This window comes from Chitinibacter sp. ZOR0017, from assembly GCF_000799095.1.
In the GTDB taxonomy this organism is placed as follows: Bacteria; Pseudomonadota; Gammaproteobacteria; order Burkholderiales; family Chitinibacteraceae; genus Chitinibacter; species Chitinibacter tainanensis.
In genome coordinates this window covers 18,585-32,850 of record NZ_JTLG01000019.1, presented here as the reverse complement: position 1 = coordinate 32,850, position 14,266 = coordinate 18,585, and the positions used below count along the sequence as shown (strand labels likewise).

The following is a 14,266-nucleotide window of genomic DNA, read 5'->3' as shown; positions in this document are numbered from 1 at the left end:
GGTTTTCTATGACAAGCAGCCCTAAACTCAGCTCTTTGCTTAACCGCATCCGCTACAGCGCGCCGCTGATTGCCGCCTTGCTCAGCGCGGGCGCCAGTGCCAGCGTGGTGACGGTCGATCGCGTGGTAGCCGTGGTCAATCGTAGCGCCATTACCCAGGTCGAGCTGGCGCGTAAAGTCGATACCATCAAGCAAAATCTGGAACGGCAAAAAGTGAAATTACCACCAGATGAGGTGCTGCAACAGCAAGTCCTCGACCGGATGATCATCGACCAAGTCCAGCTGCAATATGCCGAGCAAAGTGGTTTGCGCATCGATGATCGTCAGCTGGAAATCGCCTTGAACCGCTTAGCCGAGCAAAACCAGCTCTCGCTGCCCGAGTTTCGCAAAAAAGTCGAAGCCTCCGGCATCACCTGGCGCCAGCTGCGCGAAGACATTCGCCAGGAAATCACGCTAGGCCGTCTGAAAGAGCGCGAAGTGGATAACCGGGTGGTGGTCACCGAGTCGGAAATCGATGATTACCTGAAAATCGCCGGCAGCCGCGCCAAACAGGAATACGAGCTGGCGCAAATCCAAGTCAATATCCCTGAAAACGCCACGCCGGAACAAGTGCAAGCCAAACGCGCACGGATCCAGAATGCCCGCCAAGAATTGGCGGACGGCAAAGCGTTTGCCACGGTCGCCGCGAGTTACTCCAATGATGCGAGCGCCACCAAAGGGGGCAATCTGGGTTGGCGTGCTGCCGGTTCACTACCGCCAGCCTTTACCGCCCTGCTGGATAAAATGAAACCGGGTGAATACACCGATATCGTACGGACTCCCGTGGCCTTCCACATCTTCAAACTGCTGGATAAGCGTGATCAAGACCAGAAGGTCATCGTGAAGCAAACTCACGCTCGCCACATCCTGATCCGCAGCAACGAGCTGGTATCCACCACCGATGCACAGCAAAAACTGCAGCAAATGCGCGCCCGCATCATGGCAGGTCAGGATTTTGCGCAAGTCGCGAAAGCCTTCTCCGAAGACCCAAGCGCCGCCAAAGGCGGGGATCTGGGCTGGCTCAATCCGGGTGAAACAGTGCCGCAATTTGAGCAGGCCATGGATGCGCTGGCGCTCAATGAAATCAGCCAGCCGGTGCAATCGCCTTTTGGTTTTCACCTGATTCAGGTGCTAGAGCGCCGTGATCAGGACGTCACGCTGGAACAAGCCCGCTTCAAAATCCGCAATGAGCTACGCCAGCGCAAAGCCGAAGAGCAATACGAAGACTGGCTGCGCCAATTGCGTGACCGCGCGCGGATCGAAATCCGCCTGAAGGACGAATAATGCAGGCAGCAGTTGTGCCACTGGTCATCACCAGTGGCGAGCCGGCGGGCATCGGCCCGGAAATCTGCGTAAAAGTCGCCGCCGGCGCCTTGCCGCAACCCTGCGTGATTCTGGGTAGCCGGCAATTACTGATCGAGCGCGCGGCCTGCGTCGGGGTAGACCCGGCCTTGGTGGCAAGCTGGCCAGCTTATCAGGCAAACCAGCTTTCAGCAGAACACCCGCCGGTGGCCATTGCCGATGTGCCACTGGCCGCCCCCGCCCTTGCTGGCTCGCTCAACCCGGCCAACGCCCACTATGTACTCAGCCTGCTCGACCAAGCCATTGCCGGTTGCCAGCGCGGTGAATTTGCCGGCATGGTCACGGCCCCGATTCACAAGGGGGTGATTAACGAAGGCACTGATGGCGGGTATTTCTCCGGGCACACCGAATACCTTGCCGAGCAGACCCATACCCCCCAAGTTGTCATGATGCTGGCGGGCGAATATGGCCAGCAGCAGATGCTGCGGGTCGCTCTGGCCACCACACATTTACCACTGAAAGCCGTGTCGGCGGCCCTGACGCCAGATTCTTTGCGCCGCACGCTACAGATTTTGCACCATGATCTGCAGCAGCATTTTGGACTCGCCCAGCCGCGCATTCTGGTGGCGGGGCTCAACCCGCATGCGGGCGAATCCGGGCATATGGGGCGCGAAGAAATCGACGTCATCATCCCGGTGCTGAATGAATTGCGCGCTCAAGGCATGCAGCTGATTGGGCCGCTACCGGCCGACACCCTGTTTAATCCGCCCATCCTGGCGCAGGGCGACGCCGTGCTGGCGATGTACCATGATCAGGGTTTGCCGGTGCTCAAATTTGCCACTTTTGGCGCCGGCATCAATATCACCCTGGGCTTGCCCTTGATCCGCACCTCGGTGGATCACGGCACGGCGCTCGATCTGGCGGGCACCGGGCGCGCCGAAACCGGCAGTTTACTCGCAGCCTATCAGCTTGCCAGCCAGCTGGCGGCAGCGCGCGCAGTCTAAAGTTTTCAAAGGAATTTGTATGGCCCATATCCCGCGCAAACGCTTCGGGCAGAATTTTTTGCAAGATCAGGGCGTGATTGCCGGCATTATCAATGCCGTGGACCCGCATAAAGACGATGCCATCGTGGAAATTGGCCCCGGCTTGGCGGCGCTCACCGCCCCGCTGCTTGATCGCGTACCGACCCTGCATGTGGTCGAGATCGATCGCGACATCGTGACCCACCTTTCCGCCCGCTATAGCGCTGAGCGGCTGGTAATTCACAATATCGATGCGCTGCAATTCGATTTTGGTGCGCTGGCGCGCCAGATTGCCCCCGGCGGCCGAATCAAGCTCGTGGGCAACCTGCCCTACAATATCTCGACCCCGCTGCTATTTCATCTGGCCAGCTTTGGCGCGGTAATCCACGATATGCACTTTATGCTGCAAAAAGAAGTGGTTGACCGCATGGTGGCCGAACCGGGCACCACCGATTACGGCCGCCTCTCGATCATGCTGCAGTATCGCTATTTGATGGATCACATCATTGATGTACCGCCTGAAAGCTTCGATCCGCCGCCAAAGGTGGATTCGGCGGTGGTGCGGATGGTGCCCTACGATACGCTGCCGCATCCGGCCGTGAACGAAGAGCACCTGCAAAAACTGGTGATCACCGCCTTTGCCCAGCGCCGCAAAACCATCCGCAATAATCTCAAAGGCATAGCCAGCGATGAACAACTGGCTGCGGTAGGGATTGAGCCGAGCTGGCGGCCCGAAAACATCAGCGTCGCGCAATATGTGGCGCTGTCGAACACCCTCGCCAGCTAGGGTTTTCCCCGCTAGGCTGGCCCCAACAAAGACCGGACAATCAAAGGCTTGATTGATGAATGCACCGACAACAATGATCCGCTTCGAGCAAGTAAACAAATGGTATGGCCGCGACCACCATGTGCTGAAAAATCTGAATCTGGAAGTGAAACAGGGCGAAGTGGTCGTCGTCTGCGGGCCTTCGGGCTCGGGTAAATCAACGCTGATCCGCACCATCAATCAGCTCGAGCCGATCAATGACGGCCAGATCTGGGTTGATGGCATTCAGGCCAATAGCCCGAAAACCAATATCAACAAGCTGCGCGAAGAAGTCGGCTTTGTGTTTCAGCACTTTAATCTTTACCCGCATCTATCGGTGCTGGAAAACATCACCATTGCCCCGATCCAGGTCAAAAAGCAAAGTAAAGCCGAAGCCGAAAAAACGGCGCTGGAGCTGCTGGAACGGGTGGGTTTGGCGCATAAAAAAGACGCCTACCCCAGCAATCTTTCCGGTGGCCAGCAACAACGGGTAGCGATTGCGCGCGGCCTGGCGATGAGCCCACGGGTAATGCTGTTTGACGAGCCGACCAGTGCGCTAGATCCGGAAATGATTGGCGAAGTGCTGTCGGTCATGAAATCGCTGGCCGAATCAGGCATGACCATGATGGTGGTGACCCACGAAATGGGCTTTGCCCGCGAAGTGGCCGACCGCATCATCTTCCTCGACCAAGGTGAGATTCTGGAAGACACCACGCCAGAAGCTTTCTTCACCAACCCGAGCACCGATCGCGCCAAGCAGTTCCTGCGCCAGATCCTTGCGCCGCTACACCAATAACCCCTACCGGGTATATGCCAGAAAGCCATTCGGATGAATGGCTTTTTTTATATACCCCACTAGATTCACAAAGTAGCGCTGACTAGCTAAGCTAATAGCTCTACCCATCGCTGTGGCGGCGCTATTCGATGTCTGTGTTCCGACTTTTATTATGCTGGCTGGGCATCAGTTGCCTTGGCGCAGCCAGCAGCTGGGCCGCCAGTGTAGTGCCCATTTATACCCATTACGATTACCCGCCCTTCCTCACCGCCAAACAGGGCCTAAGTCGCGACTTGGCCGACGAGCTCACCCGCCGTAGTCAGGGGCGGTATCAATTTATAGTGCAACTCACCCCGCGCAAACGGCTGGATTTATTGCTCGCCCAGCCCAATTGGCAAGGGGTGGTACCGTGGATCAACCCACAATGGTTTCCTACGACCCAAGGCGGGCTCTGGAGCGAGATGCTGTTTCTGGATGCCGATCTGGTCGTCAGCCGCAAACCGCTGCAATACAGCGGCCCGGCCAGCCTCGCTGGGCTCACTTTAGGCGGGATTCTGGGGCACCATTATGTGGAGCTGAGCGACGCCCTCAACAGCGGTCAGGTGCAACGCGACGACGCCCCTAATCAGGAAAGCAATCTGCGCAAACTGGCCTCAGGGCGGGTGGATGTGATCTTTGTACCGCAAAGCAGCTGGGGAGATTACCAGCACACCAATCCGGGCCTCATCGAGGGCTTAAGCGTGGCGCGCCAGCCGCGCAATCATTATCCGCGCCAGCTACTGGTGTCGGAGCGGCAACCGGCGCTGGCGCAATTTGTGCTCATGGCGGTACGCGAGCTCAATGCCGACCCTGCGTGGCAGCAAAAACTCGCGCCCTATCGCTTCGCCAGCCCGCGTTAGGTGCGGGCCTGCATGCCCAGTCGCATCCAGAGCTCTGCCACCCCTGGCGGCACCGGCTGGCTAAAGTAAAAGCCCTGCATATAGTGCACGCCCATGCCCTGCAGAAAGCGCACGGTCTCGATGTTCTCCACCCCTTCGATCACGAGATCAAGCTGCAAGCCCTGCGCCATTTGCGCAATCGCCTGCATCACCCGGCGCCCTTCTTCGGTATGCAGGCGCTGGGAGAACGACACATCCACTTTCAGCATATTGGCAGGCATTTCATGCAGCTGCGAGAGCGAAGAATAACCAGTGCCAAAGTCATCAATCGCCAACACAAAGCCCGCATTGGCCAGCTGGCGCAGATGGCGCATTTGACGCGCGTAATCGGTTAGCGCAATGCCTTCAGTAATCTCGATAATAATATCGCTTGGCCGCAGCTTGAATTGCGCCAGTCGCTCCACCATTTGCGGCACAAAGGTCGGCAGATACAACTGGCTGCGCGAGATATTCACCATCAGCCGCTGGCTTAGCCCGGCCTCGCGCCAGTCGCGCAGCTTGGCAAAGGCTTGCAACATAATCTGCTCGGAGAGCTCCTGAATTAGCCCAACTTTTTCTGCCATCGGGATGAAGAGCTCGGGGCTAATCCAGCCGCTCTTGTCATCTTGCCAGCGCGCGAGCGCCTCTACCGCCATCACTTCGCCGCTACGGGTATTCACAATTGGCTGGTAAAACACCTGCAGGCCACTGTGCTGAATAGCGCTTGAGAGCCGCGATTGAATCGCCACATGCTCCCGCCCCAGCGCTTTCAAATGCACGATATCGCTGTAGAAACACACGCTATTGCGACCGGCGTGTTTGGCGTGATACATGGTGTGATCGGCCGCGGAGAGTAGCTCTTCACCACTTTCGGCGTTATCCGGGTATATCGCGAAGCCCAGCGAAATTGTGGGCTGGGTTTCTACGCCGTTGATCAAAATCCCTTGCCGCGCAGCGAGGCGCAGGTTTTCGGCAATCACGGCCAGCTGGCGCTGATCGTGTAATTCTGGAATCAAGGCCACAAACTCATCGCCACCCCAGCGCGCCAGCAACCCGCCCTCGGGCAAGGCGCCCTGCAGGCGATGGGCCAGGGTAATCAGCAGCTCATCGCCGGTCTTGTGGCCAAAGGCATCGTTGATTTGCTTGAAGTGATCCAGGTCGATAAAGCCCAGCGCCACTTTATGCTGCAAGCGCGCTGCTTCATCAATCGCCCGGTGAATTTCATCATCCAGCAAAATCCGGTTTGGCAGCCGAGTCAGGCCATCGTAGAGTGCCATCTGGGTGATGTTTTGCTCATTGATATGCGCCACGGTGACATCGCGCAAGACTCCGCGCAAGGCGGTAATGCGCCCTTCTGGCCCGCGATGCGCGATCAATCGGAGCTCCACCCAGATAAAATCGCCATCCGAGCGCAGCAGCCGGAAACGCAAGCTGGCGGGCTCAAGCGATTTTAACTGCTGACTCATCAGCGCCTGCAGCGCCGTGGCATCTTCCGGATGCACCCAGGTGGTGAGCGGGCGGCCCAGCTCGGCTGCCACTTCGCGGCTTTCAATGGCCCGCAGATTGGCCCAAGCCGCAGTCGCCTCGACCAGAATGCCGCTCGGCAATAAATCGACAATGGCTTCTTCCAGCAGATTCAGCGTATCGAGCATCGTGCGCTTGCGCGCGGCATCTTGCATCAGCACGGTGACGTCTTGCAGCAGTACCACGGCTTGGCGTTCATGGGTTTCGCCCACCGGCTGAATGCGCACCAGCAGGCTCACTTCCTGTTGCGGCAGATAGCAATTAAATTGCCGGCTGGCCTGTCCGGCCATGATCGCTGGCAAGGCCCGGATGAGCTCGTTGGCCAGCTCATAAGGCAAGACCGCCGCCATCGGGCGATTGAGTAGCTGCTCGGCTGCGGGCAAGGCCGGATGGCCGGACCAGACCTGCCGCACCACCCCCTGCACATCCAGCTCGAACACCATATCCTGCGTGGCGCCCACCAGCGCCCGTAGCCGCTGCTGGTTGGCCAACGCTTCGCTTTCCAGCCGCGCCCGCACCAGCGCTTGCGCTACATGGTTGGCCAACATCGACAGCAGGCGCAGCTCGACCGAATCGCGCTGATGGCGCTCATCGTCATTCAGAAACGCCAAAAACCCGAACATTTCGCCGCGCTGCAGCAGCGGTATACACAACAGCTGCCGCACGCCCACCTGGGCCAGCAGCATTTGCTCGGCCAGCGGTAACTCCAGCAGCGATTTATTCAGTACCATGCCCACAGCCAGGGTATCTGCCAGCAAGGCATACTGGTCATAGTCTAGATGCAGAAACGGCTCGGGGGTATATTGGAGCAGCCGGCAATCGGGCCGCCGCCACGCGGCCACCAAGCGGGCTTTACGCTGACCTTCATTGAGATAGAGGCCCGTCATCCCGCTGGCAGAGGCTTGCCCCAATACCTGCAACATATCTTGCAGATATTCGGGCTCTTCCGGGTGCGCGAGGATATTCACAACGCTATCAAAAGCGTTGAAATAGGTGTGATAGGTGCCCAGCGCCTGCTGCTCAGCCGGGCCTAGCGGAGAAAAACCAACCGAATCAGAGCGCAAAATTCCACCTCTGCTCGCTACCAAGCCATGGCTGGCAGCCAAAAACGAACGGGGATTGTCGCCAATCCCCGTCTTACTTGCTGGCGTGGGGCCGTCAGGCTTTTGGCGCTGGCGGTTCAATCACCTCACTGTAGCCACATTCTTTCTGCGGACAAACTTTTTCCGTTCCGCGGCGCTTGGTGACCTTGATGGTCATCACCGGCCACTGGCACTGCGGGCAAGCTTCGGCAATCGGCGGGTTCCATGTAGCGTATTTGCAATCCGGATAGGTATTGCAGGAATAGAACATCTTGCCATAGCGACTCTTGCGCTCGATCAGGCTACCTTTGTGGCATTCAGGGCATTCTACGCCGGTGTCTTTCGGCTTTTCCAATGGCTCGATGTGCTTACACTTCGGATAATTGGAGCAACCGATAAACTTGCCATAGCGCCCCACTTTGATGTGCAGCGCCGATTCACATTTCGGGCAGGTGCGATCAGGTACCACTTCCGGCTCGACCGGCGCGGCATTCGGATCATCGCCTAGATTGCGGGTGTAGTCACATTCCGGATAAGCGGTACAGCTGATAAAGCGGCCACGCTTACCCAGCCGGATCGAGAGCTTATTGCCACATTTCGGGCAATCTTCGTCCAGCGCCTCGTGGGTGACTTCCGCCCGCGACAGCGCTTGCTTGTCTTCGACCTGCTTGTGGAATTTCTTCCAGAATTCTTCCAGCACCGGCACCCACTCACGCGAGCCGGTGGAAATCTCATCGAGCTTGTCTTCCAGCTTGGCGGTGAAATTGTAATCCACGTACTGCGTGAAATGCTCGGTCAGGAATTTATTCACCACTTCGCCGGTGTCGGTGGGGGTGAAGCGCTTTTTATCCAGAATGACGTATTCACGGTCTTTCAGCGTGTAGATGATCGAGGCATAGGTTGAAGGCCGGCCGATGCCGAACTCTTCCAGCGATTTCACCAAGCTGGCCTCGGTAAAACGCGGCGGTGGCTGGGTGAAATGCTGCTCGCCATAGATCTGCTCGACGGGCAGTACATCGCCTTCGGTCAGAACCGGCAGGCGCGCTTCGTCTTCATCGTCTTCAACATCATCGGCGTCTTCTTGATAAACCGCCATAAAGCCCGGAAACACCAAGGTTTGCCCGGTGGCGCGGAATAGATTTTCCGGTCCGCCCACGGCGATATCCACGGCCACAGTATCAAACTTGGCCGCGGTCATCTGACAGGACAATGTCCGCTTCCAGATCATCTGGTAGAGCTTAAATTGCTCTGGCGACAAAAAGGTTTTAACCGATTCGGGCGTGCGCAAAATCGAGGTAGGGCGAATCGCTTCGTGGGCTTCTTGCGCGTTTTTGGCTTTGTTTTTGTACACCACCGGCGCATTTGGCAGGTAGTCTTTATCAAAGTGATTGGCGATAAATTCGCGGATTTCAGTGAGCGCATCATTCGACAGCGCCACCGAGTCAGTACGCATATAGGTGATCAAACCGACAGTTTCACCACCTAAGTTCACCCCCTCGTACAGCGATTGAGCCGTGCGCATGGTGCGATCAGTGGTAAAGCCCAGTTTTCGTACCGATTCCTGCTGCAAGGTGGACGTCGTGAATGGCGCAGTGGGTGAGCGCGATTTCTTTTTCTTTTCCACCGCGTGCACTTGTGCAGGCTGACCTGAGAGGCTGGCTAACACTTTGGCCTGGGTGTCTTCGTCCGGGATATCGAACTGATCGAGCTTATTACCTTGCCAGGTCGTGAGCTTGGCCGCGACTTTGCTGCGGCCTTTTTTGGTATCCAGATGGATCGTCCAGTATTCCTGCGCGGTGAAGGCACGGATTTCCAGCTCACGTTCACAGATCAGCCGCAAAGCCGGGCTTTGTACGCGCCCGGCGGACAAACCAGTACGCACTTTGCGCCACAGCAATGGCGAGAGATTAAAGCCCACCAGATAATCGAGAGCACTGCGCGCCTGCTGGGCATTCACCAGGTTGAAATCCAGATCACGCGGGTGGGCCACCGCCTGCTTCACGGCCGTTTCGGTGATTTCATGGAAAACCACGCGCTTGAAGGTTTTTTCCGGATTCAGCAGCTTTTTCGCCTTCAGGATTTCCAGAATATGCCAGGAAATCGCCTCGCCTTCGCGGTCCGGATCGGAAGCTAGAAAGACATGATCGGCACGCTCAACGGCCTCACAAATGGCATCGACATGTTTTTTGTTTTTGTCGATGACCTGATACTTCATCTTGAAGCTGTTATCCGGATCGACCGAACCACTCTTGCGCACCAGACCACGCACGTGGCCATACGAGGCCAGAATCTGGAAGTCTTTGCCGAGGTATTTTTGCAGGGTTTTCGCCTTAGAAGGCGACTCAACGATCAGGAGATTAGCGGGCATGATTCCCCGTTACGGTTACAAGTTCGAAGGATGGCGATAACCAAGCTACGGTCACCGCCAATATATATATCAAGCTTTGCGGATGCTTTTCAATGGTAGGCCGCGCCGTCGCGGCCGAACAACAGGTCTTCGATCAGGAGATTAGACAATGCATCTCGCTTTTGCCAAATGACCATCAACACGATCAGCTTCAGGCGCTCAGCGCCCACCTCGCCATCGGGCTCACGCCAGAGGCGATCGAGCACCAGCTCGCGTTCACCGGTGCTCAGCAGGCGGGTGGCATCCAGCGAAAAGAAAAATTGTGCCGCTTCGTCTGACAGACGCTGTACTTCATTTTGCTGCAGCGGCCGATAGGCAATGCCCTGCTCGTCGAGCGCCAAATAAGGGGTGATATCCAGCTGTTTGAGCTCCCCCAGCCAAGTCAGCGCATCATGAATATCCTCGCCCTCAAAACCGGCCAACGACAGCTTTTTGGCCACCTGAGAGACATCTGGCAGGCCATCTGCGTTGTAAAATTGTTCAAATAAATAGGCAAGTACTTCAAGCATGATTGGCGTCTTATTTTGCAATGCCCAGTCGCTGATACCGGTTCCCCGGCAGACTGGCCACTTTCCCTTCCAGTTCCAAACCCAACAGAATCGCGCACAGCGCCTCGCTCGTCAAGCCGCTTTGCAACACCAGCCAATCAAATTCAACCGCATCCCACCCCATTAAGCCCAATAATGGCGACTCTTCGTCTGGAGTTTCTGGGCTCGCATTCGGCGTTTTTTGCGGCGAAAAATCCAGCGCCAAATTACCGGACAGCTCTTCCAGAATATCTGCCCCGGCCTCGACTAATTTTGCGCCTTGCTTGATCAAACGATGGCATCCTTTGGCCACCGGCGAATGAATCGAGCCCGGAATGGCAAACACTTCGCGGCCCAAATCCGCCGCCTGTCGCGCGGTAATCAGCGAGCCACTTTCCAGCGCTGCCTCCACCACGAGACACCCCGCCCCTAATGCCGCAATCAGTCGATTGCGCCGAGGAAAGTGCTCAGCCTTGGGCGGCGAACCTAAGGCCAGCTCGGAGAGTAATAGCCCTTGCGCGGCCAATTGATGTGCCAGCGCCCGATTCGCGGCCGGATACACACGATCAAGCCCGGTACCCACCACTGCGATGCTGCTACCCGCCCCACTCAGTCCACCGCGATGGGCTGCAGCATCAATCCCGCTGGCCATTCCGCTAATCACACACACGCTTTGCTGCGCTAGAAACGCCGCAAACTGCTCGGCATTGGCAATCCCCTGTGCCGTGGCATTGCGACTCCCCACTACACTCACCGCCGGGCGTGTGAGTAAACCCAAATCGCCCTGCGCATACAGCAGCGGCGGTGGGTCAGGCAGATCGAGCAGGCGTTTGGGATAGGCCGCATCGGCCAGGGTAAGTAGTTGGCAATGAGGCTGCGCCAACCAGTTGGCTAGCTGCGCAAATTCGGCATCCAGATTGCACTCGGCCATTTGGCAGATCGCTGTCGCAATTGAGGGCGATACCAACTCGGCCAGTGCTTTCTCCGCGGCGGATAAAATAAAAGCGGGCTCACCCAGAGCCCGCAGTAATCCGACCCAGCCACGGGGGCCCAGCCCATTCACTAAGCTCAGGCGCACCCATTGCTGCAGATCTTGATCCAGCGTCAAGTTTATTCCGCTGGCGTTGCCGCTTCAGCAGCCACCACATCTCCCTGGTTCACTGGCATCGTACTATCCAGCACCAGCGCATAAGAGAGCTGCGGGAAAACGCGATAGATAAAGAGATTGGCATTTTTGATCGGAGGCGTCAGACGATCAGGCTCGCTTTTATCTTCCTTCACTACTTGCCGTGGTGGCTTATAGCTAAACATCACCGTACCAATGTCCACGCCATCGAGAGCGCCCTTATTCACCACCACGGTCATCAGCGAGCCCACTTCACTCACTCGACCAAAGGTTGCGGCCACTTTGCCTTGCAAGGCTTGCGGCGGAAGATGCGGTGCGTAGTTGATAAAAGTGCGCTCCGGCGCCTTCATCAGGCGGTCGCCCACCTGAATTTCCCGCACCGCCGACACGACTTTCAATGTCACCACATCGCCTTCACGCTGGATACGAACATCACCCAGGTACTGCACTTCCATACCAAGGGTTTCTTTGTCGTTATCCGGATTTTTGATGTCTTTACCTTGGCGGAACACCTGATAGGTATCGCCGGCCTGAGCTTCGTTTAGCCCAACAGCATAGATTTGATCACCCGGCACATACATCACCCGATTATCCGAGCCTGCAGCCACCCGCGGGGCAGCCTTGAAGGTGGGCAGATCCATCACTAGCGGCTTGTAGAGGAAAGGCTCGATCGATTGCAGCGAGATACTTGGGGTCGCATCGCGATCCAGTGGCGACACGCGCACGCGCGGGCTGAGTTTGCCATTGCCGCCACGTCCGTCGGCTTTGCTGTTTTTCAGCAGTTTCAGGCGTGGTTTGCCACTACTGCGATCCAGTACAATCACATCACCGGGGTAGATCCAGTGCGGATTTTTGATCTCAGTTTTGTTCAGTTGCCAGATTTCTGGCCAGCGCCAAGGCTGTTTGAGGAATTTGCCCGAGATATCCCACAGCGTATCGCCTTTGACCACCACGTAGCGATCTGGCGCATTGTCTGCCAGCTTCAACTCGTCGGCATGGACGGCACCGGCCATCACGCCGGCGGCCAGTAGAAAGGATATAATCGATTTACGCATAGTGTGAGCCCAGTTCTCGCCAGCAACAGCAAGGATTTTTTGATATTTGAACCTTTGCAGGGCAATGCTGCCACTATTCAAATATCTATATGATGAATTAAGCTAAAGCAATTATTTAACCGATTCTGCAGCATAAACTTTTGGTCTAGCAAGCAAAGATGGCAATTCTTAATATTTTGCACTACCCCGACGAGCGTTTGCACACTGTGGCGCAGCCCGTTACCGAATTTGATGCGGCTTTACAACGGCAAATCGATGACATGGCCGAGACCATGTATGCCGCGCCGGGTATTGGCTTGGCCGCCACGCAGGTCAACTACCACTATCGGCTGATCGTGATCGACACGTCCGAGAGCAAAGACGACTTATTAGTGTTGATTAACCCCGAGATTATCGAAATGAACGGGGTCACAACTTACGAAGAAGGCTGTCTGTCGGTGCCTGGCATTTACGAAGAAGTGGAGCGGGCCGAGACCATTAAAATCCGCGCGTTTGATCGCAGCGGCCAAGCCTTTGAGCTGGCGGCTGATGGCCTGCTGGCAATCTGTATCCAGCATGAGATCGATCACCTCAATGGCAAAGTGTTTGTCGAAAAACTCTCGCGCCTGAAACTGAACCGCATTGTGCAAAAACTGAAAAAACGCAAAGCCATGTAAACGCATGGCCCACGGTAAACGCCAGCAGCGGCTGGCGTTTTTGCTTTTGCCCACCCGAGATTGAAGCATGAAGATTATTTTTGCCGGCACCCCGGATTTTGCCGCCAGCGCCCTTAGCGCCCTGATTGCAGCCGGCCATGAGATTGCCTTGGTGCTCACCCAGCCCGATCGCCCCAGCGGCCGCGGCATGAAGCTGACCGCCTCGCCGGTGAAAACCGTTGCTTTGGCACATGGCCTGCCGGTGTATCAGCCGGAAAAACTACGCACCAGCGAACAACAGGAACCCCTGCAGGGTATTAACGCCGACGTGATGGTCGTTGCGGCTTACGGGATTATACTCCCGCAAGCCGTACTTGATTTACCACGCTTTGGCTGCCTGAATATTCATGCCTCACTGCTACCACGCTGGCGTGGTGCGGCGCCGATTCAGCGGGCCATTTTGGCGGGCGACGACGCAACTGGCATCACCATTATGCAAATGGATGCCGGCCTGGATACGGGCGATATGCTCAGCATCCACACCACGCCGATCAGCGCGCAAGACAACGCCCAAACTCTGCATGACAAATTGGCCGCCCAAGGTGCCGAGGCGATTGTGGCGGCATTGGCCGATCTACCCGCCTTACAGGCCCAGCGGCAGGTACAGCCCGCAGCCGGCGTCACTTACGCCGAAAAGCTAAAAAAAGAAGAGGCGCAAATCGACTGGCAACAAAGCGCCGACGCGCTGTGCCGCATGATCCGCGCGTTTAACCCCTTCCCCAGCGCACAAACCACGCTCGATGGCCAAGCGGTAAAAATCTGGCAAGCCAGCGTCTGCGCGGGTGATGGCGTCGCAGGCGAAATCTTGGCGGTAGAAAAAGACGCGCTGCTTGTCGCCTGCGGTAGCGGCGCCTTGCGCATCAGCGAATTACAAAAGGCTGGCGGCAAGCGTCTTCCCACCCAGGCTTTTCTCGCTGGCAGCCCGCTCACAGCAGGGCAACGCTTTGGCACCTAAGGGGTATACCCCTGTAGTTATTATTTAATAAGGCCT

Annotated in this window: 12 protein-coding genes; 7 read left to right on the top strand and 5 right to left on the bottom strand. The window is 56.9% G+C overall.

Annotated features, from left to right (window positions below; genetic code table 11):
- Positions 1 to 8: 8 nt before the first annotated feature.
- The 5 genes from L991_RS06895 (at position 9) to L991_RS16485 (ending at position 4,841) form a co-directional block, all read left to right on the top strand.
- Positions 9 to 1,322, top strand: a complete 1,314-nt coding sequence (locus L991_RS06895; RefSeq protein ID WP_047393621.1) for a peptidylprolyl isomerase — start codon at positions 9 to 11, stop codon at positions 1,320 to 1,322.
- On the top strand, positions 1,322 to 2,344 hold the full coding sequence (gene pdxA, locus L991_RS06890; protein WP_047393619.1) for a 4-hydroxythreonine-4-phosphate dehydrogenase PdxA: 1,023 nt from the start codon (positions 1,322 to 1,324) through the stop codon (positions 2,342 to 2,344). Before L991_RS06895 ends, pdxA begins: the two co-directional genes overlap by 1 nt.
- A 19-nt stretch (positions 2,345 to 2,363) precedes the next feature.
- On the top strand, positions 2,364 to 3,149 hold the full coding sequence (rsmA, locus tag L991_RS06885) for a 16S rRNA (adenine(1518)-N(6)/adenine(1519)-N(6))-dimethyltransferase RsmA (protein ID WP_028449869.1): 786 nt from the start codon (positions 2,364 to 2,366) through the stop codon (positions 3,147 to 3,149).
- Between the two features lie 73 nt (positions 3,150 to 3,222).
- A complete protein-coding gene (locus L991_RS06880) occupies positions 3,223 to 3,963 on the top strand; it encodes an amino acid ABC transporter ATP-binding protein (RefSeq protein ID WP_028449870.1) in 741 nt (246 codons plus the stop codon).
- A 128-nt stretch (positions 3,964 to 4,091) separates the two neighbouring features.
- Positions 4,092 to 4,841, top strand: coding sequence for an ABC transporter substrate-binding protein (locus tag L991_RS16485; RefSeq protein WP_052190698.1), 750 nt, complete (start codon positions 4,092 to 4,094; stop codon positions 4,839 to 4,841).
- On the opposite strand, the gene L991_RS16480 is transcribed toward L991_RS16485, so the two are convergent.
- From L991_RS16480 to L991_RS06850, 5 genes are all read right to left on the bottom strand, one after another.
- Complete coding sequence (locus tag L991_RS16480; RefSeq protein ID WP_156129015.1) at positions 4,838 to 7,447, bottom strand: EAL domain-containing protein; 2,610 nt, start codon at positions 7,445 to 7,447, stop codon at positions 4,838 to 4,840. The genes L991_RS16485 and L991_RS16480 overlap by 4 nt on opposite strands.
- Positions 7,448 to 7,541: 94 nt before the next feature.
- Positions 7,542 to 9,833 carry a type I DNA topoisomerase gene (gene topA, locus L991_RS06865; protein WP_047393617.1) on the bottom strand — a complete coding sequence of 764 codons (2,292 nt, stop codon included), beginning with the start codon at positions 9,831 to 9,833 and terminating at the stop codon, positions 7,542 to 7,544.
- 89 nt (positions 9,834 to 9,922) lie between these two features.
- Positions 9,923 to 10,381 (bottom strand): DUF494 family protein, encoded by a 459-nt coding sequence (locus L991_RS06860; protein WP_047393616.1) that lies wholly within the window; start codon positions 10,379 to 10,381, stop codon positions 9,923 to 9,925.
- Between the two features lie 10 nt (positions 10,382 to 10,391).
- Positions 10,392 to 11,507 carry a DNA-processing protein DprA gene (gene dprA, locus L991_RS06855; protein ID WP_052190696.1) on the bottom strand — a complete coding sequence of 372 codons (1,116 nt, stop codon included), beginning with the start codon at positions 11,505 to 11,507 and terminating at the stop codon, positions 10,392 to 10,394.
- A 2-nt stretch (positions 11,508 to 11,509) separates the two neighbouring features.
- Positions 11,510 to 12,580: a LysM peptidoglycan-binding domain-containing protein gene (locus tag L991_RS06850; RefSeq protein ID WP_047393613.1), complete on the bottom strand. Its 1,071-nt coding sequence runs from the start codon at positions 12,578 to 12,580 to the stop codon at positions 11,510 to 11,512.
- Positions 12,581 to 12,738: 158 nt separating this feature from the next.
- Between L991_RS06850 and def the strand changes: the two genes are divergently transcribed.
- Both def and fmt read left to right on the top strand, forming a co-directional pair.
- Positions 12,739 to 13,236 (top strand): peptide deformylase, encoded by a 498-nt coding sequence (gene def / locus L991_RS06845; RefSeq protein WP_047393611.1) that lies wholly within the window; start codon positions 12,739 to 12,741, stop codon positions 13,234 to 13,236.
- Positions 13,237 to 13,303: 67 nt separating this feature from the next.
- Positions 13,304 to 14,230 carry a methionyl-tRNA formyltransferase gene (gene fmt / locus L991_RS06840; protein WP_047393610.1) on the top strand — a complete coding sequence of 309 codons (927 nt, stop codon included), beginning with the start codon at positions 13,304 to 13,306 and terminating at the stop codon, positions 14,228 to 14,230.
- Positions 14,231 to 14,266 lie beyond the last annotated feature (36 nt).